Source organism: Variovorax sp. UC74_104, from assembly GCF_044055375.1.
Classification (GTDB): domain Bacteria; phylum Pseudomonadota; class Gammaproteobacteria; order Burkholderiales; family Burkholderiaceae_C; genus Variovorax.
In genome coordinates, this window is the sequence record NZ_CP171978.1 from 689,684 (window position 1) to 707,251 (window position 17,568).

The 17,568-nt window shown below is 66.1% G+C and carries 17 protein-coding genes and 1 pseudogene; 6 read left to right on the plus strand and 12 right to left on the minus strand.

The annotated features are described in order from the left end of the window. Position 1 precedes the first annotated feature (1 nt). From ACHMXA_RS03385 to rpmH, 7 genes are all read right to left on the minus strand, one after another. Positions 2–1,003 (minus strand): zinc ribbon domain-containing protein, encoded by a 1,002-nt coding sequence (locus ACHMXA_RS03385; protein ID WP_395318461.1) that lies wholly within the window; start codon positions 1,001–1,003, stop codon positions 2–4. 106 nt (positions 1,004–1,109) lie between these two features. Beyond that, positions 1,110–1,571 carry a Crp/Fnr family transcriptional regulator gene (locus ACHMXA_RS03390; protein WP_176665385.1) on the minus strand — a complete coding sequence of 154 codons (462 nt, stop codon included), beginning with the start codon at positions 1,569–1,571 and terminating at the stop codon, positions 1,110–1,112. A 102-nt stretch (positions 1,572–1,673) separates the two neighbouring features. After that, on the minus strand, positions 1,674–3,080 hold the full coding sequence (mnmE, locus tag ACHMXA_RS03395) for a tRNA uridine-5-carboxymethylaminomethyl(34) synthesis GTPase MnmE (RefSeq protein ID WP_395318464.1): 1,407 nt from the start codon (positions 3,078–3,080) through the stop codon (positions 1,674–1,676). 83 nt (positions 3,081–3,163) lie between these two features. Continuing rightward, positions 3,164–4,861 carry a membrane protein insertase YidC gene (yidC, locus tag ACHMXA_RS03400; protein WP_395318466.1) on the minus strand — a complete coding sequence of 566 codons (1,698 nt, stop codon included), beginning with the start codon at positions 4,859–4,861 and terminating at the stop codon, positions 3,164–3,166. Next, positions 4,858–5,145, minus strand: coding sequence for a membrane protein insertion efficiency factor YidD (gene yidD, locus ACHMXA_RS03405; protein ID WP_176665388.1), 288 nt, complete (start codon positions 5,143–5,145; stop codon positions 4,858–4,860). Before yidD ends, yidC begins: the two co-directional genes overlap by 4 nt. Continuing rightward, the gene (locus tag ACHMXA_RS03410) at positions 5,142–5,570 is read right to left on the minus strand and encodes a ribonuclease P protein component (protein ID WP_176665389.1); all 429 of its coding nucleotides are present in this window, start codon (positions 5,568–5,570) and stop codon (positions 5,142–5,144) included. The genes yidD and ACHMXA_RS03410 overlap by 4 nt, the downstream gene beginning before the upstream one ends. Positions 5,571–5,671: 101 nt before the next feature. Continuing rightward, a complete protein-coding gene (gene rpmH, locus ACHMXA_RS03415) occupies positions 5,672–5,806 on the minus strand; it encodes a 50S ribosomal protein L34 (protein WP_007834827.1) in 135 nt (44 codons plus the stop codon). Between the two features lie 317 nt (positions 5,807–6,123). Here rpmH and dnaA point away from each other — a divergent pair, with 317 nt between their 5' ends. From dnaA to gyrB, 3 genes are all read left to right on the plus strand, one after another. Then, positions 6,124–7,503: a chromosomal replication initiator protein DnaA gene (gene dnaA, locus ACHMXA_RS03420; RefSeq protein ID WP_126020845.1), complete on the plus strand. Its 1,380-nt coding sequence runs from the start codon at positions 6,124–6,126 to the stop codon at positions 7,501–7,503. Positions 7,504–7,599: 96 nt separating this feature from the next. Continuing rightward, positions 7,600–8,706, plus strand: a complete 1,107-nt coding sequence (gene dnaN, locus ACHMXA_RS03425; protein ID WP_126020843.1) for a DNA polymerase III subunit beta — start codon at positions 7,600–7,602, stop codon at positions 8,704–8,706. Positions 8,707–8,842: 136 nt separating this feature from the next. Continuing rightward, on the plus strand, positions 8,843–11,470 hold the full coding sequence (gene gyrB, locus ACHMXA_RS03430) for a DNA topoisomerase (ATP-hydrolyzing) subunit B (protein ID WP_395318472.1): 2,628 nt from the start codon (positions 8,843–8,845) through the stop codon (positions 11,468–11,470). Positions 11,471–11,630: 160 nt separating this feature from the next. Here gyrB and ACHMXA_RS03435 read toward each other — a convergent pair whose 3' ends face one another. The 4 genes from ACHMXA_RS03435 to ACHMXA_RS03450 form a co-directional block, all read right to left on the minus strand. Then, on the minus strand, positions 11,631–12,323 hold the full coding sequence (locus tag ACHMXA_RS03435; protein WP_395318474.1) for a hypothetical protein: 693 nt from the start codon (positions 12,321–12,323) through the stop codon (positions 11,631–11,633). Between the two features lie 317 nt (positions 12,324–12,640). Continuing rightward, on the minus strand, positions 12,641–13,096 hold the full coding sequence (locus ACHMXA_RS03440; RefSeq protein ID WP_395318476.1) for a DUF2846 domain-containing protein: 456 nt from the start codon (positions 13,094–13,096) through the stop codon (positions 12,641–12,643). Positions 13,097–13,360: 264 nt separating this feature from the next. Beyond that, positions 13,361–13,795: a hypothetical protein gene (locus ACHMXA_RS03445; RefSeq protein WP_395318478.1), complete on the minus strand. Its 435-nt coding sequence runs from the start codon at positions 13,793–13,795 to the stop codon at positions 13,361–13,363. Further along, complete coding sequence (locus ACHMXA_RS03450) at positions 13,780–14,037, minus strand: hypothetical protein (protein WP_395318480.1); 258 nt, start codon at positions 14,035–14,037, stop codon at positions 13,780–13,782. Before ACHMXA_RS03450 ends, ACHMXA_RS03445 begins: the two co-directional genes overlap by 16 nt. Positions 14,038–14,396: 359 nt before the next feature. On the opposite strand from ACHMXA_RS03450, the gene ACHMXA_RS03455 reads away from it, so the two are divergent. The 3 genes and pseudogenes from ACHMXA_RS03455 (at position 14,397) to ACHMXA_RS03465 (ending at position 16,935) form a co-directional block, all read left to right on the plus strand. Further along, positions 14,397–14,918 carry a hypothetical protein gene (locus ACHMXA_RS03455; RefSeq protein ID WP_176665394.1) on the plus strand — a complete coding sequence of 174 codons (522 nt, stop codon included), beginning with the start codon at positions 14,397–14,399 and terminating at the stop codon, positions 14,916–14,918. Positions 14,919–15,057: 139 nt separating this feature from the next. Further along, positions 15,058–15,549 (plus strand): hypothetical protein, encoded by a 492-nt coding sequence (locus tag ACHMXA_RS03460; protein ID WP_395318482.1) that lies wholly within the window; start codon positions 15,058–15,060, stop codon positions 15,547–15,549. A 194-nt stretch (positions 15,550–15,743) separates the two neighbouring features. Further along, positions 15,744–16,935 (plus strand): annotated as a pseudogene (locus ACHMXA_RS03465) (metallophosphoesterase). Between the two features lie 16 nt (positions 16,936–16,951). Here the strand turns inward: ACHMXA_RS03465 and ACHMXA_RS03470 are convergent. Further along, positions 16,952–17,458: a polyhydroxyalkanoate granule-associated phasin gene (locus ACHMXA_RS03470; protein ID WP_395318484.1), complete on the minus strand. Its 507-nt coding sequence runs from the start codon at positions 17,456–17,458 to the stop codon at positions 16,952–16,954. Positions 17,459–17,568: the final 110 nt, after the last annotated feature.

Below are 17,568 nucleotides of genomic sequence, written 5' to 3' on the forward strand. Positions count from 1 at the left end.
CTCAGTTGATCAGCGTCGGATTGCGCTTTTCCTCTTCGAGACGCTGCTGGCGGCGCACCGCCTCGCACTGCGCGTGAGCCTTGTACTCGGGCTTCAGGCACTGCGCCGCCATGCATTGGGCCCTGGCGATGAAGTTGCGGTCACCGCACATGGCCGCAGGCTCGGCCGGGGCGGCCGGTGCCGGCGGCGGGGGGGCAGCGGCGGCCTGGGGCGCGGCTTCGGGCGCGGCCGGCGAAGGTTGTGCGGCGGGGGTCGCCTGCTTGCGCGACTTGACGGCAGGCTTGGGCGCCGGAGCCGGCGCGGCTTCCGCGGCGGGCGGGATCGTGCTTGCCTGGTCGGCCGCCTGGGGATCCGCCGCGGCGGCGGGGGCCTCCGGCGCGGGAGGCGGCGGCTCGGCCGGCGGCGGCGGTGCGACCGCGGGAGCGGCCGGCTCAATGGCCGGCGCGGACTCTTCGACGGCGGCGGGCGCTTTTCGCGTGCCGTAGCCGTACCAGCCCGCGACGATCATCGCCACCGCCACCAGCAGCAGGACCAGCCACGGCAGGACGACGCGCCAGCGCGGCGAGCGTTCGACCGACGCGGGCCGCCGCATCCTGACCCGGCGGGGCCGTTTCGTTCTTTCGGGCGCCATGGCCCAGCTCGATTCGAGCCCGGGCGGCGAGGCAGGCGAATCAGGTGAATCGGACGAGGCGGGCGAATGCGGCAAGCCGTCGTCGTGCAGCATGAAGACGGTCTGCTCGTCGTCGCGCCGCGGCGCGGAGGCCGGCGACCTGCTGAAGAAGAACGACTGGCGCGCCGGCGGCGGTGCCGGCGAGAGCTCTTCGAGCGGCGCCGGAATGGTCGGCGCGCGCAGCTGGGCGGGTGCGGTGGTGGCCCATTCGCGTTCGGGAGTCGGCGGCGGCGGGATCCGGTCGCCCGCGGCGGACAGCTTGATGCCGCAGCTCCTGCAGAAATTCGCGCCGTCACGGTTCTCCGTGCTGCAGACCGGACAGATCGAGGCCATGGATTGCTTGCTGACTACTTCTTGTTTTTCGGGGGTCTTGGACGGAGGTGGCTGGCCTGCATCCGCAGGATCGATCCGGCGGCGGGCGGGAAAGGAGGTTTCCTGCTCAGGTCACCGCGACGCGCTTGGAACGGTGCGCCATGCGCTTGGCGATCACGGCGCCCAGCGCCATCGCGATCTCCAGCGCCATGTTGGGCTGGCGGTTGCTCATCTCTGCGAAGCGGATTGCGGTGAGCCGCCACACGCGGCCCGCGCCGGTGACCACCACGTTGGCCGAATGCGGCTGCCGCGAGAAGAAAGAGCCTTCGCCGACCACCGAACCCGCGGTGAGCACGGCCAGCTTCATCTGCTCCTTGCTGCTGACGCGGTGCACGCTGATGGCGCCGCTCTCGACGAAGAACACCGAGCGGTCGGGCGTGCCCTGTTCGATCAGCACGTCGCCCACGCCGGTGTCGATCGGCTGCAGGTAACCCGCCAGCGTTTCCCACTGCTGGACGTTGAACGTCAACGCGAACGCGTCGGTGTTGATGTTCTCCGCGATGGCGCGGCTCAGGTTCTGGATGGACATGTTTTTTTCGACCCCCGCATGTGGGCTGAAGTATCCGCCATGGCCATGTTATTTCGCTACAACTGTTTACGTTTTTTGGTGGCTGGCCGCCGCCATCTGTGGCTATTTACCAATGCAGAAGCGCGAGAAGATGACGCCCAGCAGGTCGTCGGCGCCGAACTCGCCCGTGATCTCGTTCAGGGCGTTCTGCGCCAGGCGCAGCTCCTCGGCCAGCAGGTCGAGCCGTTGCGCCTGCGCCGCGAGGTGGTCGGCGGCCAGCGCCAGGTGCGTCTCGACACGCGCCAGCGCCTGCACGTGGCGCGCACGCGCGAGGTACACGCCCTCTGGCACGGCCTGCCAGCCGGCCATGGCCAGCAGCTGCTCGCGCAGGGCCTCGATGCCCAGGCCGGTCTTGGCGGAAAGGGCGATGCCCTGCGCGGGGTGGGCCTCGGGCGCCGCGTCCTGCTTGTTCCAGACGTCGAGCACCGGCACGCTCGCGGGCAGCTTGCGCTGCAGGCCGGCCAGGATCTCCGCGTCGGCGGCGGCGTAGTCGGGCTGGTCCGCGCGCGTCAGGTCGTGCAGGAACAGCACCGCGTCGGCGCTCTCGATCTGCCCCCAGGCGCGCGCCACGCCGATCTGCTCGACCTCGTCGCTGCTCTCGCGCAGACCGGCGGTGTCGGCCACGTGCAGCGGCACGCCGTGGATCTGGATGGTCTGCGAGACCACGTCGCGCGTGGTGCCCGCCACAGCGCTCACGATGGCCAGCTCCGCGCCGGCCAGCGCGTTGAGCAGCGAACTCTTGCCCGCGTTGGGCTGCCCCGCGATCACGACCTTGATGCCCTCGCGCAGCAGGGCGCCCTGACGCGCGCGCTGCTGCACGGCGGAAAGCTGCGACTGCAGCTTCGCCAGCTGCCCGGCGGCGTCGGCCTTCTGCAGGAAGTCGATCTCCTCCTCGGGAAAGTCGAGCGTGGCCTCCACCAGCATGCGCAGGTGGATCAGCGCATCGCGCAGCGTGTGGATCTCGCGCGAGAAGGCGCCCGACAGCGAGCGCCCGGCGCTGCGCGCGGCGGCCTCGGTGCTGGCGTCGATCAGGTCGGCGATGGCTTCGGCCTGAGTCAGGTCGATCTTGCCGTTGAGGAAGGCCCGCTGGCTGAACTCGCCGGGCTCGGCCACGCGCAGGCCGGGCAGGCGAGGGCGGCCGGTGACCGGGTCGGGCTCGGCCGCCGCCTCCAGGCAGCGCGCCAGCAGCAGCTGCAGCACGACCGATCCGCCGTGGGCCTGCAGTTCAAGCACGTCCTCACCGGTGAAGGAGTTCGGCGAGGGAAAGTGGATGGCCAGGCCGTGGTCGACCGGTTCGCCCTCCGCGTCGCGAAACGGCAGGTAGGTGGCCTCGCGCGGCTTGAGCGCGCGGCCGCAGATCGCGTCGACCAGCGGGGCCAGCCTGGCGGCCGACACGCGCACGATGCCGACCGCGCCGCGCCCCGAGGCGGTGGCGATGGCGACGATGGGATCGGAGGTGCGGGCGAGCATGGTGGTGCGGATTCTTTCAGCAAAAGGGCCGCTGACGCGGCCCTTCGTGGGATGGCTGGAGTGCCGTGCGGCTACTGCCGCCGTCACTTGGTGCCGAGCACGCCCAGCCGCTTGTTGATGAACCACTGCTGCGCGATCGACAGCACGTTGTTCGTGATCCAGTACAGCACCAGGCCGGCCGGGAAGAAGATGAACATCACGCTGAAGGCGAGCGGCATGATCCACATCAGCTTGGCCTGCATCGGATCGGGCGGCGTCGGGTTGAGCCAGGTCTGGAACAGCGAGGTGGCCGTCATCACGATCGGCAGGATGTACCAGGGGTCGGGTGCCGACAGGTCGGTGATCCAGCCGATCCAGGGTGCATGGCGCATCTCGACCGACGACAGCAGCACCCAGTACAGCGCGATGAACACCGGGATCTGGATCACGATGGGGAAGCAGCCGCCCATCGGATTGACCTTCTCGGTCTTGTAGATCCGCATCATTTCCTGCTGCATTTCCTGCGGCTTGTCCTTCAGCCGCTCGCGCATTTCCATGATCTTGGGGTTGATGGCCTTCATCTTGGCCATGCTGGCGTAGGCCTTGGCGTTGAGCCAGTAGAAGGCCGCCTTCAGCAGCACCACCAGCGCCACGATCGACCAGCCCCAGTTGCCCAGGAGGCCGTGCAGCTGGGTGAGCAGCCAGTACAGCGGCTTGGAGATGATCGCGAAGATGCCGTAGTCCTTCACCAGGTCCAGGCCCGGAGCGATGGCTTCGAGCTTCTTTTCTTCTTCAGGGCCTGCGAACAGCGCACTGTTCACGACCTGTGTGGCACCCGGAGCGATCTTCGGCAGCGTGGCCACCATGGCGATGGAGAACTGGTTGTCGCCCAGGTCCTTCACCCGGAACTCGCGGCGCAGCTGTTCGCTGGCCGGGTCACCCTTGAGCAGCCAGGCCGATGCAAAGTAGTGCTGCACCATCGCGATCCAGCCGTCGTTGGCTGGCGGCGGCGGTTCGATCTTGCCCTTGGCGATGTCCTTGAAGTCGAGCTTGTGGAACTTCTTCTCGTTGGTGTACGCGGCCGGGCCGGTGAAGGTGTTGGTGCCGAACATGGTGCCGGCGGCCACAGTGCCATGGCGCAGCAGCTGCAGGTACAGCTGCGCGTCGCGCGGCTGGTCGGTGGTGTTGACCACTTCGTGGCGCACGCCGATGACGTAGTCGCCGCGGTGGAACACATAGGTCTTGACGTACTTCAGGCCGCCGACGGGGGCGCTTTCGAAGCTCACCTCGAGCGTGTTCTGGCCGTCGGCCATCTCGCGCGGGCCGGCCTTCGGCGTCATCTGCGTCAGGTGGTTGGGGTAGCGCTCACCGGTGTCGACCTGGTTGAGCAGGCCCGTCTGCGCGACGTAGCGGGTGGCGGGCGAGCCGTTCTCGAACAGCACCACGTGCTTGGTGCGGTCGGCCTCGTCGTACTTCAGCAGCTCGAGGTAGTTGACCGTGGCGCCTTCGCTGTCGATGGTGGCCTTGAACAGGTCGGTGGTCACCTTGACCTGCTCGCGCGGCGTGGCGGCAACAGGCTGCGTGGGAACGGCGCCAGCGTTGCCGCTGGTAGCGCCCGACGCGGTCGGCACGCCGTTGTTGGCCGCGGGGGTGCCATTGGCGGGGGCGGCGGCCGTGGCGGCCGGCTTGGTCGACGGCAGGAAGGTCGGCTTGTTGCCGTTGAAGACCTGCCATTGGTCCCACAGCAGCACCAGCGAGAAACCAAAAATCACCCACAGTATCGTGCGGCGGATATCGTTCATGACGAAGACTTCTTGTCGGAAGAGAGAAGAGACGAAAACAGCGATCCTGACCTGTCAGTGCGACGCTGCGATTTCGGCGGGACCGGATCGTGGCCGCCCTGGCACCAGGGCTGGCAGCGCGCGATGCGGTGCAGGGTGAGGTAGCTGCCCTTGAGCGCGCCGTGCACTTCCAGCGCCTCGATCGAATACACGGAGCAGCTCGGCGTGAAGCGGCACGACTGGCCAAGCCAGGGGCTCAGCAGCAGGCGGTAGGCCTTCACGATGCCGATCAGCACGCGTTTCATGGCGAGGAGGAGGGTGCCGCAGAAGGGGCCGGAGCCGGCGCCGCGGGGGTGCGCGCGGCCCGTGCGAGCAATTGCTGGAGCTCGGCGCGCACGGCGGCCTTGAGCTTGTCCGAGGAAGCGCTCACGAACTCCTTGCGGTCGAAGCCCGCGCGCAGCCGCACCACGTGCGCAGCACGTGGCAAGGCGACGCCGGGAGCGGCGCTCACGGCGTAGATCTGGCGCTTGATGGCGTTGCGCGTGACCGCGCGGCGCGCCCAGCGCTTGGGCACCATGGCGCCCAGCCAGACGTCGTCGGACGCGAACAACGGCTGTGCGCTCGATGCGAGATCGAGCGCACAGCGGTGCAATGCGAAATGAGCAGTGCGCGCCACGGTGGCACCTGCGAGGACGGCCTGGAATTGCGCGCGGGTCTTGAGCCGCTGCATGGAAGCCGGGCCGCTTGCGTCGCGCCTGTTCGGGCCAGGCGCGCTGGCTGTCGGAGTGGGCGCTGACGAGCCGGCTGCTGGCAACGGCAGGCGGGTTGCCGTCAGACGGCCAGGCGCTTGCGGCCCTTGGCGCGGCGTGCGTTGATGACGGCGCGGCCGCCGCGGGTCTTCATGCGGACCAGGAAGCCGTGGGTACGGGCGCGGCGGACTTTGGATGCTTGGTAGGTGCGTTTCATGGTGATTTCCTAATTCCCTGTTCGCGCTGGCCCTTCGCGCTTTCGTGTTCGAAAGCCTGAAGTACCTGCGGGGCGCCGGGCGAGCGTGTTTCGGATGACCCCCGAAAGACGCAAAGAGGTTTTCAGGGAAACCCGCAATTATCGCAAACATTGGCTCCGGGAACAATCTTCGAGCGGATTTGCGGGCCTTTCGAAGTGCCGGGCAGCGTGTGGATAAGGTTTTGACAAGTTAGAATGCCGGGCGCCTTCCAGCAGAGAATATCCACAATACCTATACCAAAAAATGCCCGAGGGTTTCATCACTTTTTCCTACGCCCATGTCGACTGACGGCATCGGCGAGAGCCTCTGGCAAGCCTGCGTCGACCAGCTCGCGCAGGAGCTGTCCGAGCAGCAGTTCAACACCTGGATCAAACCCCTGACGGCACAGGTCGCCGACGACCTGTCGCGCATGACGGTGTTCGTCGCCAACCGGTTCAAGCTCGACTGGATCCGTGCCCAGTACGCCGGCAAGATCGCCGCCATGGCGGAGAAGATGTACGGCCAGCCGGTCGCCATCGAGTTAGCGCTTGCTCCTCGTGAAATCCCCGTGCGTGCTGCGCCCGTGGCCGTCATGACTGAAACGGACGTGCCGCGCGACGTGGCCGGCCCGGGCGAGGAGCCGGCGGCCGCCGGCTTCAAGAACCGCCTGAATTCGGGCCTCACCTTCGACACCCTGGTCGAGGGCACGGCCAACCGCATGGCACGCGCCGCGGCGATGCACGTTGCCGGCATGCCGGGGCATCTTTACAACCCTCTTTTCATCTACGGCGGCGTCGGCCTGGGCAAGACCCACCTGATGCATGCTGTGGGTAACCGGCTGCTGGCCGACAAGCCGGACTCCAAAGTTCTCTACATCCACGCCGAGCAGTTCGTCTCGGATGTGGTCAAGGCCTATCAGCGCAAGACCTTCGATGAGTTCAAGGAGCGCTACCACTCGCTCGATCTGCTGCTGATCGACGACGTGCAGTTCTTCGCCAACAAGGACCGGACGCAGGAAGAATTCTTCAATGCGTTCGAGGCCCTGCTGGCCAAGAAGTCGCACATCGTGATGACCAGCGACACCTATCCGAAGGGGCTGGCCGACATCCACGAGCGCCTGGTCTCGCGCTTCGATTCCGGGCTCACGGTCGCCATCGAGCCGCCCGAGCTCGAGATGCGCGTGGCCATCCTGATCAACAAGGCGCGCGCCGAATCGGCCGAGATGCCGGAAGAAGTCGCCTTCTTCGTCGCCAAGAACGTGCGCTCCAACGTGCGCGAGCTCGAAGGCGCGCTGCGCAAGATCCTCGCCTACTCGCGCTTCAACCAGAAGGAGATCTCGATCGCCCTGGCGCGCGAGGCGCTGCGCGACCTGCTGTCGATCCAAAACCGGCAGATCTCCGTCGAGAATATCCAGAAGACGGTGGCCGACTACTACAAGATCAAGGTCGCCGACATGTACAGCAAGAAACGCCCGGCCAGCATCGCGCGGCCGCGGCAGATCGCGATGTACCTGGCCAAGGAGCTCACTCAGAAGAGCCTGCCGGAAATCGGCGAGCTGTTCGGCGGGCGCGATCACACGACGGTGCTGCACGCGGTGCGCAAGATCTCGGGCGAGCGCCAGCAGCTCACCGAGCTCAACCAGCAGCTCCACGTGCTCGAACAGACCCTCAAGGGCTGACCGGAAAGAAATCGGATGTCGTCCAGGAAGCCCCTCGCGACAGCGGAGAATGGCGCCCTGCAAGCTGATTCAAAGAGATAGGAAGAGGAAGAAGACATGATCGTTTTGAAGGCAACCCAGGACAAGGTCCTCGCCGCGCTCCAGTCGGTCGCGGGCATCGTGGAGCGGCGTCACACATTGCCGATCCTGGCGAACGTGCTGATCCGCAAGACCGGCGGCCAGCTGCAGCTGACAACCAGCGACCTCGAGATCCAGATCCGCACCACCGCAGAGCTCGGCGGCGACGAAGGCAACTTCACCACCACCATCGGCGCGCGCAAGCTGATCGACATCCTGCGCACCATGCCGGCCGACCAGACCGTGAGCCTCGAATCGAGCGCGAGCAAGCTGGTGCTCAAGGGCGGCAAGAGCCGCTTCACGCTGCAGTCGCTGCCGGCTGAAGACTTCCCGCTGGTGCAGGAAGCCGCCAACTTCGGTCCCGTGTTCAGCGTGCCGCAGAAGACGCTGAAGGACCTGCTCTCGCAGGTCTCGTTCGCGATGGCCGTGCACGACATCCGCTACTACCTCAACGGCATCCTCTTCGTGGCCGAGGGCAAGCAGCTGAGCCTGGTCGCCACCGACGGCCACCGCCTGGCCTTCTCTTCCGCCACGCTCGACGTCGAAGTGCCGCGCCAGGAAGTGATCCTGCCGCGCAAGACCGTGCTCGAGATGCAGCGCCTCCTGTCCGACGCCGAGGGCGCCATCGAGATGCAGTTCGCGAACAACCAGGCCAAGTTCAGCTTCGGCGGCATGGAGTTCGTCACCAAGCTGGTCGAGGGCAAGTTCCCCGACTACAACCGCGTCATCCCGAAGAACCACAAGAACACCGTCACGCTGGGCCGCGCGCCGCTGCTGGCCAGCCTGCAGCGCACCGCCATCCTGACCAGCGAGAAGTTCAAGGGCGTTCGCCTGAACATCGAGCCGGGCACGCTGCGCATCGCGTCGAACAACGCCGAGCAGGAAGAGGCCCAGGACGAGCTCGACATCGACTACGGCGGCGACACCATCGAGATCGGCTTCAACGTGACCTACCTGATCGACGCGCTGTCGAACATGGACCAGGACATGGTCAAGATCGACCTTGCCGACTCCAACAGTTCGGCGCTGCTGACCATTCCCGAGAACGCATCCTTCAAGTACGTCGTGATGCCGATGCGAATCTAGAAGACACACCACACGGCGCCTTGCGCACACGACCCGCGGCCCTCCGCGGGTTTGCGCTTTCAAGAGGCGGCGAATTGAGCTTTTGAGAGCCCGAAAAATCACGCGCGAATGCCGTGAGAGACAGAGGAATATCCGAATGAGTGCTGAAGAAAACAAGCCCGACGTGCCGCACACCGAGCCCGTCTACATCCCCGAGATCGAAACCGTGGCCGCCGACACCAGCTATGGCGAAGGCTCGATCACGATCCTCGAAGGGCTTGAGGCCGTGCGCAAGCGCCCCGGCATGTACATCGGCGACACCTCCGACGGCACCGGGCTGCACCACCTCGTCTTCGAGGTGGTCGACAACTCCATCGACGAGGCGCTGGCCGGCCATTGCGACGACATCGTCGTGACCATCCACACCGACAACTCGATCTCCGTCACCGACAACGGCCGCGGCATTCCCACCGGCGTGAAGATGGACGACAAGCACGAGCCCAAGCGCTCGGCCGCCGAGATCGCGCTGACCGAGCTGCACGCGGGCGGCAAGTTCAACCAGAACAGCTACAAGGTCTCGGGCGGCCTGCACGGCGTGGGGGTGAGCTGCGTGAACGCGCTGAGCGTGATGCTGCGCCTTGTGGTGCGCCGCGAAGGCAAGATCCACGAACTCGAATTCAGCCGCGGCTTCGTGCAGAACCGCCTGCTAGAGACGGTGAACGGCGTCGAGGTCTCGCCCATGAAGATCATCGGCGACACCGACAAGCGCGGCACCGAGGTGCACTTCCTGCCCGACACCGAGATCTTCAAGGAGAACTCGGACTTCCACTACGAGATCCTCAGCAAGCGCCTGCGTGAACTGAGCTTCCTGAACAACGGCGTGCGCATCCGCCTGAAGGACGAGCGCAGCGGCAAGGAAGACGACTTCTCCGGCGCCGGCGGCGTGCGCGGCTTCGTCGAGTTCATCAACAAGGGCAAGACCGTCCTGCACCCGAACTCGTTCTACGCCGAGGGCGAGCGCCCGGCCGACACCTACGGCGGCATCCCCGGCACGCACATCGGCGTGGAAGTGGCGATGCAGTGGAACAGCGGCTACAACGAGCAGGTGCTGTGCTTCACCAACAACATCCCGCAGCGCGACGGCGGCACCCACCTCACGGGCCTGCGCGCGGCGATGACGCGCGTCATCAACAAGTACATCGAGGAGAACGAGCTGGCCAAGAAGGCCAAGGTCGAGGTCTCGGGCGACGACATGCGCGAAGGCCTGTGCTGCGTGCTGAGCGTGAAGGTGCCCGAGCCCAAGTTCTCGAGCCAGACCAAGGACAAGCTGGTGTCCAGCGAAGTGCGCGCGCCGGTGGAAGACATCGTCGGCCGCCTGCTGACCGACTACCTGCAGGAGCGCCCGAACGACGCCAAGATCATCTGCGGCAAGATCATCGAGGCCGCCCGCGCCCGCGAGGCCGCGCGCAAGGCCCGCGAAATGACGCGCCGCAAGGGCGTGCTCGACGGCATGGGCCTGCCCGGCAAGCTGGCCGACTGCCAGGAAAAGGACCCGGCGCTTTGCGAGGTCTACCTGGTGGAGGGCGACTCCGCCGGCGGCTCCGCCAAGCAGGGCCGCGACCGTAAGTTCCAGGCCATCCTGCCGCTGCGCGGCAAGATCCTGAACGTCGAGAAGGCACGCTACGAGAAGCTGCTGACCAGCAACGAAATCCTGACGATGATCACCGCCCTGGGCACCGGCATCGGCCGCGCCGGCGCGAGCACGCCGGGCGGCGGCGCTGACGACTTCAACGTCGCCAAGCTGCGCTACCACCGCATCATCATCATGACCGACGCCGACGTCGACGGCGCCCACATCCGCACGCTGCTGCTGACCTTCTTCTACCGGCAGATGCCGGAGCTGGTCGAGCGCGGCCACATCTACATCGCCCAGCCGCCGCTGTACAAGGTCAAGGTCGGCAAGGAAGAGCAATACCTGAAGGACGGCCCCGCGCTCGACGCCTTCCTGCTGAAGGTGGCGCTGAAGGACGCGCGCATCGAGACCGGCGGCGCCGGCTCGACCACGCTCAGCGGCGACACGCTGGCCGAACTGGCGCGCAAGCACCAGGTGGCCGAGGCGGTCATCGCGCGGCTGCGCAACTTCATGGACGCCGAAGCGCTGCGCGCCATTGCCGACGGCGTGGCGCTCGACCTCGACACCACGCCCGCCGCCGAGGCCTCGGCCGTCGCGCTGCAGGCCAAGCTGCGCGAACTCAACACGACCGGCGTGCCGGCCGAGGTGAGCCACGAGTTCGACGCACGCACCGACAAGCCGCTGCTGCGCATCAGCCGCCGCCACCACGGCAACATCAAGAGCAGCGTGATCACGCAGGACTTCGTGCACGGCGCCGACTACGCCGCGCTCGCCGAGGCCGCCAACACCTTCCGCGGCCTGCTGAGCCCCGAAGGCGCGCTGGTGAAGCGCGGCGAGGGCGACCGCACCAAGGAAGAAAAGGTCGACGACTTCCGCCAGGCCATGAAGTGGCTCATCGGCGAAGCCGAACGCGCCACCTCGCGCCAGCGCTACAAGGGCCTGGGCGAGATGAACCCCGAGCAGCTGTGGGAAACCACCATGGACCCGAACGTGCGCCGCCTGCTGAAGGTGCAGATCGACGACGCGATCGAGGCCGACCGCGTGTTCACGATGCTGATGGGCGACGAGGTGGAACCGCGGCGGAGTTCATCGAGCAGAACGCGCTTCGGGCGGCGAATATCGACGTGTGATAATTCGATTCCTGTCGAGTGACACGGAAAGTGAAAAAAGCGGCTAAATCAGCCGCTTTTTTTTCAGCAAACAGAGGCTTAAGAGCCTGTGCGGCGAACCTGTCCTGAATCAACCGGGCGCACCGCTTTCTACGAGTGCAGCGAGACATAGGAACAAGTACAGAATAGAGCGGCGCACCACACTAGGTCCCGGTGCCAGTCGCAACATTTGCTCGGGCGCGATCACGCATGACGGTAAATTGCCGGAGCATGTCTACCCTGTCATAGCCCCGGTACCAGTTCACTTCCGTATCACGGCGCCTCTCAGCCGTTTCGTGGTTGAAATCGGCTGCGAATCTTGCGCTTCCGTCTACAGTGAATATGTATGGAACGCCGCCAGAATAGTGCCTGATCGCGCCAGTTCTCATCAGGACCGCTTTGCCATTCGGTGCATATTGCGCGTCGATGCGAACGACCACGAAGTTTGCGGTAACGAAATCACGAAGCGCTTTTGCCTGGACATCTTGGGCGCCTGAGGGCTCCTCGACCATCTTCTGCGTATGCCGGGCTTCTGGATCCCGAGGCAAGCCATAGGTATAGCGAAACTCTCCATGCTCCCCGCTGATATGGGCATCGAAGACGTGGCACCAGATGCACCACTCCGCGCCATATTCCACGAGCAGAGTCTTGCCCTCGCTATTTGCTTTTGCCAAGGCCGCTGTGAAAAGAGCCAACTGATCGCCGCACTCATCGAAAACGCGGGCCTTTCCATTGCGACACTGGGGGTCGATCCTCTCCGGAAAGCTGACATACGCCCTTGGCAAGTTCTCCGAGTCCTGGCTGCACGCAGCCAGCAACGCGATGAGACCCGCTACCCAAATCCATTTCCTTCTCATTGCCCTCTCCCTGTTTTGCTTTGAATAACCCGCCTGCTTTATCGGAGCCTGAGGCCGCTCCCCACGTATGGACACCGTGACCTACGAGTACCGAGACTTCGAACGCTCTGCATTTCGCGAACTTCGCTGATATCCCTGACAGTCATTCGCGAACTGCGCGAATCCTTCACGTTGCGTGGCCAGACTGCGGGATTTTTGAAAGTAGGCGCCAGGCTTCTGTCTCATCCGACACCGTCGAAAGAGCGCGCTACTGACGGGCGAGCCGACAGTAGCGCGCATCCTGTTCCGCTGGCGCGCAAAACAGGCGCAGCGCGGACTTATTTGCTGCAGGTTCCCGGCGCAGCGAGCCCCAACGCCGTCACCGCCTTCTTGCCCTCGGCCTCGGGCATCACTTCAAGGTTGGCACCGCCGACGAAAGCGCCCATCTTGATGTACTGGCGAACGAAGTAGTTCTTGCCCGTCTCGAACATCAGCTTGAGCGTGTTGGGCGAGAACTCGGATTCCGTCGCGATCTCGTGTTCCTTGCCACCCGCAACTTCCGTGCGGAAGAACACGTCGGGCGCCGACTCGCCAAGGCACTTTCCATCGACCCAGATGTCCTTCTTGAGCGCCTTTCCGACGAAGCTGTCCCGATAGACATAGAGACCGGAATTGCCCGGCGACGGTGGCGAAAACTTCTTGGCCTGCGCCGAGGCCTCCGCGCTTTCCATCTTCACGGAAGCACAACCCGTAAACAAGACGGACATCAGGGCGATAACTGCGATTTTTCTCAAAATCCCTCCGATTGAGTAATTGAAGTTGCTTTACGCCGAAAGGGTGACGACCGCTTCGGCGGATGAAATGTAACTTCGTTCTGGGAGCATTCGGTCGACCGGGCCCACCATGCCTCATCGAGTGCACGGACGCCTTCGTTGTTCGACGGAGCGACCAAGCCCCAAATCAATCTTGAATGTGCTGGCGTGAGGCCAGACCGCGAGTTTTCGGCAAGTGCCAACACGACAGCAATCAACCAAACGCCCGGCTCGCCCGGGCGTTCGTCATTGCAAGCGCAGCGTCGTGGCGCGTGCGCCTTCGGAGCAGGGCCCATCCGAATATTCAGCCTCGCCGGACGGCGTCACGCACTTGGTCACCTCGAGGCGCACAGGCTGTGCCACGACGGGTGAAAGTTCGGCCGGCTGGGGCTGTTCGATGCGGCGAGCCGCGGGCACGACGGCAGCCATCCGCACCGGCGCCTCGACCCCGGCTGGTTCCGGGGCCGGCGTGGAGGTCCGCAGCGGCGCCTGGACGACGGCGGGCATCACGGCCACCTGGGCCGCGGCGCGGGCAGCACTTTCCTTCACCAGGTCCGTCAGCGTCACATAGAAGAGGAACATCGCCACCAGCGCGACGGCGATGCACGGCGCCCAGTAGCGGCGAGAGTCCCCGACCTCGAGCGCCCGCCTGCTCGCCCTGCCGATCAGCGCCGCGGCCATGACAGGCCTCCGTTCTGCAGCGCGCCCGCCAGCCTGGCGATACCGCCGGTGCCGCTCGCGGCCCGCCCGACCAGCGCACCGCCGGCCGCGCCGATGGCGATCCGCGCCAGGAACGAGCGGCTGCGTCCCGCCGCCAGCAGCAGCAACACACCCGCTGCGAGCACCGCGAGATGCTCGCCCGGGTAGTCGGCGCGCTGGGCGTCGACTCTCTTGAACTCGTTGATCGTCGATTCGATGCTCATGGCTGAAGCTCCTTGTTGATCCTTGCTCCAGCCATTGATATCGCGAGGGCCAACGCACCGCTGTAGGCCTGCACCAATGCAGCGCTGCAGACTTCGACGCCAGGCAGCCTCCAGGCGGCGCGCACAAGAGACGCAGAAAAGACGCGGGAGGGGGCGAAACCGTCCGATCAGGGTTTTCGTGGAGGCGGTCGGCAAATCCATCGTGGATGCGCGTCACAAGGCCGTCATCAGCTATGAAAACAATAGCATTCAGTTCCGATCCGCAGATCGTTCCTCGTAAACGCTATATCTAGCCCGACTCTTGCTAAGCAAAATCCCCGACGGATTTCACGTCACGCAAGATCGAGGACCTCACAGCAATGAAACCTATGCGTCTCCGCCGGCCGCTGGCCGCGCTGGTATTGGGCGGTACCGCAGCTTTCCTCGGGGCCGTGACTTCGGCCCATGCGTTCTCGAACCCGCCCATCCAGGTGGCGCAGGGCATCGAATACATGTGCGGCGGCGCCGCGAAGGACGAGGCCGCGTTCATGGAAATGGTGTCGCCGCGCTGGGCCGCGACCATCGAACTGGGCATCAGCGACGGCAAGGGCGCGCAGCGGCCCGGCTTTCCCGCCAAGGCGGGAATCGAGGTGCGCCAGAAGTACACCGGCCAGGTCGTGATGAACGTGGAATCGCAGAGTCCCTTCATGCTCGCGCGCCTCAATCCGGGCGCGTACGACGTGAACGTGACGCTCGGCGGCCTCACGCTGACGCAGTCGCTGGTGGTGATCGCCGGGGTGCCGGCACGCGCATCGTTCATCTGGCCGTCGAACTTCGACATGGCCTCGGTGATGCCGCCGCAAACGCAGACGCTGGCGCAGACTTCTTCCGCCGCCCGCTGAGAAGCGGCGAACGAGCACGCAGGTAGACGGGCACGCCGCACGGCGAGTCCGCTCCTTTTCCAGGTCAGCCTTTCCTAAGCCGCGCGCCGCAAAGTGGCGCCGTGGCTTTCGCCACGCAAGGAAAGAAAGGACTCAGACCATGACCCCCCGTTTTCCATCACTGCGCACCGCGCGGCCGCTGGCGGCCGCGATGTTCTGCGGCGCGGTCCTGCTCGGCGCGCTCTCGACAGCCCAGGCAACTGTGAATCCGCCGATCTACATGGCGCACGGTGTCGAGTACATGAGCGGAGGCATCGGCAGCGACGAGGCCCAGCTGATGGAGACGGTGTCGCCGCGCTGGCCCGCGACCTTCGAGTTCGCGATCAAGGATCACAAGGGCGCCGATTTCGCGGCCAACGTGCACGTGACGGTGCGCGACAGCAGCGGCACGGCGCTGCTCGACAACGTGGTGTCGGGCGGCCCGTTCATGGTGGCGCGGCTGGACCCGGGCAACTACGAGGTCGAGGCGCGCATCGGCAGCCAGGTGCTGAAGCAGGAGTTGCGCGTGCCGCAGGGCGGACCGGCCAAGGCAACCTTCGTCTGGCCCGCCGGCACCGACATGGCCTCGGCCGGCACGCGGCCGGTGCAGTAGCGCGGGGCGAGTGAGCGCCGGCACGCATCGGGCTGGCGCACAATCCGAGGGTTGGGCCATGCTGCAAGGCTTGCTATCCGGGCGCTGTCCGCTATAGAAAAAATAGCGACCGACGCGCTTCGCGGTGTCTTGAATGCGCGGCATGCGCCTTGCACATGCCTTGTCCCCGGGCAGTGCCCGACCCCATTGCCCCGATGCCGATCCGTCCCCTGAGCGCGCTGACCGCGCTGTTGCACGTCTATATCGCGCTGCGCCTGCTGCCCGCGCTGGCGACGCTCACGCCCGCATGGCCGCTGGCGCTGCTCGCGCTGGTGGTGTCGGCGGCGACGATTCCCCTGCCTTTCGTTTCGCGCCGGCGCGGGCGGGAGGGCGCCGGCAACGGCAACCTGCTCAAGTGGACCGGCCTGATCAGCATGGGCTGGTTCTCCTCGATGTTCGTGCTGACGCTGGTGCGCGACGCCGGCCTGGCCCTGACCTGGCTGGCGGGCGCGGTGGGCGGCATCCAGGTGCAGTGGAACGCGCTGCTGCCGTGGAGTGCGCTAGCGGTGCTGGCGCTGGCCACGGCCACGTCGGCGATCGGTTTTTTCAATGCGCGCCGCACGGCCGGCGTGAAGCGGGTGGAAGTGCCCATCCGCGGCCTGCCGCAGGCGCTCCAGGGCTTCAGCATCGCGCAGCTCAGCGACATCCACGTGGGCCCGACGATCCGCAACAGTTACATCCAGCGCATCGTCGACGCGGTGAACCGCCTGGGCGCCGATGCCATCGCGATCACCGGCGACCTGGTCGACGGCAGCGTGCCCGAACTGCGCGAGCACATCGCGCCGCTGGCCGGGCTGCGCGCACGGCACGGCACCTTCGTGGTCACGGGCAACCACGAGTACTACGCGGGCGCGCATGCGTGGATCGACGAGCTGCGCCGGCTGGGCCTGAAGGTGCTGCTCAACGAGCACGTGGTGCTGCAGACGCGCAACGTGCGCGGCGCCCAGACCGATGAAGAGCTCTTCGAGAGCGCGCTGGTGCTCGCCGGCGTGACCGACTTCACCGCCGGGCACTTCGACGCGGCGCATGCCAGCGATCCGCACCTGGCGCTGCATGACGCCCCCCCGCTGGTGCACACGCGCGTGCTGCTCGCGCACCAGCCGCGCAGCGCGCCGCTGGCGGCCGCGGCCGGCTACCAGCTGCAGCTGTCGGGCCACACGCACGGCGGCCAGTTCTTTCCGTGGAATCTTTTCGTGCCGATGCAGCAGCCCTTCACGGCCGGCCTGCACCGCCTGCACGACATGTGGGTCTACGTGAGCCGGGGCACCGGCTACTTGGGGCCCGCCCAAGCGCTTTGGCGCGCCCTCGGAGATCACGCTGCTGACGCTGGTGCCGGCGAAGTCCTGAACCTGAAGGAAGAGGCTCAGGACTCTTCGAGCCCCGACAGCCGCCGCGCATTCGACGTGGCAGCGGCGTGGATGGGCGTGAGGCCCTGCCTTGCGATGCGTGCCGCGATCGCGGGCAGTTCGCTCGCCGCATCGACCGTGTCCGCGGCCGATTGCACGAAGGCATCGCCATGCGCGGCCGCCTGCGCCGGCGTGACGCTGCCCGCCAGCGAGAAGAAGGCCGTCGTGCTCTGCAGCCATTGCTGGAGCACGCGGTTGGCGAGCGAGAAATGGCTGCTGTGCCATTGCCTGGCCATCGCCATGCCCGATTCGCTCGCGGCATCGAGCTTTTCCTGTCCCATGAGGTGGAACTCCGCGAGATCGTCGGCGCTGGGCGCGAGCCCCGCGCGGGCCATGCGCCCGGTGCGCATGCCGATCACGAGGCCGGACGACAGCAGCATCTCGTGGGTCTTGAACGCCAGCTCGAACCACTGCTGCACGAGGGGGCCCGGGACGCTGGCAACTGAAGAAATTGAAGACGACATGGCGTAGAAGACCGCGCTCGAGCGCGTGGAGAAGGGGTCGGGCCACTATAGGCGCAGCCGGGCGGCGGAGGTTTGCGCACACCAGGAGCGAACCTGCATTTTTGTTGATC

Coding starts and splice junctions, on each gene's coding strand:
- dnaA (WP_126020845.1), top strand. CDS start 6,124: ATGTCGACTGACGGCATCGGCGAGAGCCTCTGGCAAGCCTGCGTCGAC.
- yidD (WP_176665388.1), bottom strand. CDS start 5,145: ATGAAACGCGTGCTGATCGGCATCGTGAAGGCCTACCGCCTGCTGCTG.
- ACHMXA_RS03435 (WP_395318474.1), bottom strand. CDS start 12,323: ATGAGAAGGAAATGGATTTGGGTAGCGGGTCTCATCGCGTTGCTGGCT.
- ACHMXA_RS03390 (WP_176665385.1), bottom strand. CDS start 1,571: ATGTCCATCCAGAACCTGAGCCGCGCCATCGCGGAGAACATCAACACC.
- ACHMXA_RS03455 (WP_176665394.1), top strand. CDS start 14,397: ATGAAACCTATGCGTCTCCGCCGGCCGCTGGCCGCGCTGGTATTGGGC.
- mnmE (WP_395318464.1), bottom strand. CDS start 3,080: ATGCTCGCCCGCACCTCCGATCCCATCGTCGCCATCGCCACCGCCTCG.
- dnaN (WP_126020843.1), top strand. CDS start 7,600: ATGATCGTTTTGAAGGCAACCCAGGACAAGGTCCTCGCCGCGCTCCAG.
- ACHMXA_RS03445 (WP_395318478.1), bottom strand. CDS start 13,795: ATGGCCGCGGCGCTGATCGGCAGGGCGAGCAGGCGGGCGCTCGAGGTC.
- ACHMXA_RS03450 (WP_395318480.1), bottom strand. CDS start 14,037: ATGAGCATCGAATCGACGATCAACGAGTTCAAGAGAGTCGACGCCCAG.
- ACHMXA_RS03385 (WP_395318461.1), bottom strand. CDS start 1,003: ATGGCCTCGATCTGTCCGGTCTGCAGCACGGAGAACCGTGACGGCGCG.
- rpmH (WP_007834827.1), bottom strand. CDS start 5,806: ATGAAACGCACCTACCAAGCATCCAAAGTCCGCCGCGCCCGTACCCAC.
- yidC (WP_395318466.1), bottom strand. CDS start 4,861: ATGAACGATATCCGCCGCACGATACTGTGGGTGATTTTTGGTTTCTCG.
- ACHMXA_RS03470 (WP_395318484.1), bottom strand. CDS start 17,458: ATGTCGTCTTCAATTTCTTCAGTTGCCAGCGTCCCGGGCCCCCTCGTG.
- ACHMXA_RS03410 (WP_176665389.1), bottom strand. CDS start 5,570: ATGCAGCGGCTCAAGACCCGCGCGCAATTCCAGGCCGTCCTCGCAGGT.
- gyrB (WP_395318472.1), top strand. CDS start 8,843: ATGAGTGCTGAAGAAAACAAGCCCGACGTGCCGCACACCGAGCCCGTC.
- ACHMXA_RS03460 (WP_395318482.1), top strand. CDS start 15,058: ATGACCCCCCGTTTTCCATCACTGCGCACCGCGCGGCCGCTGGCGGCC.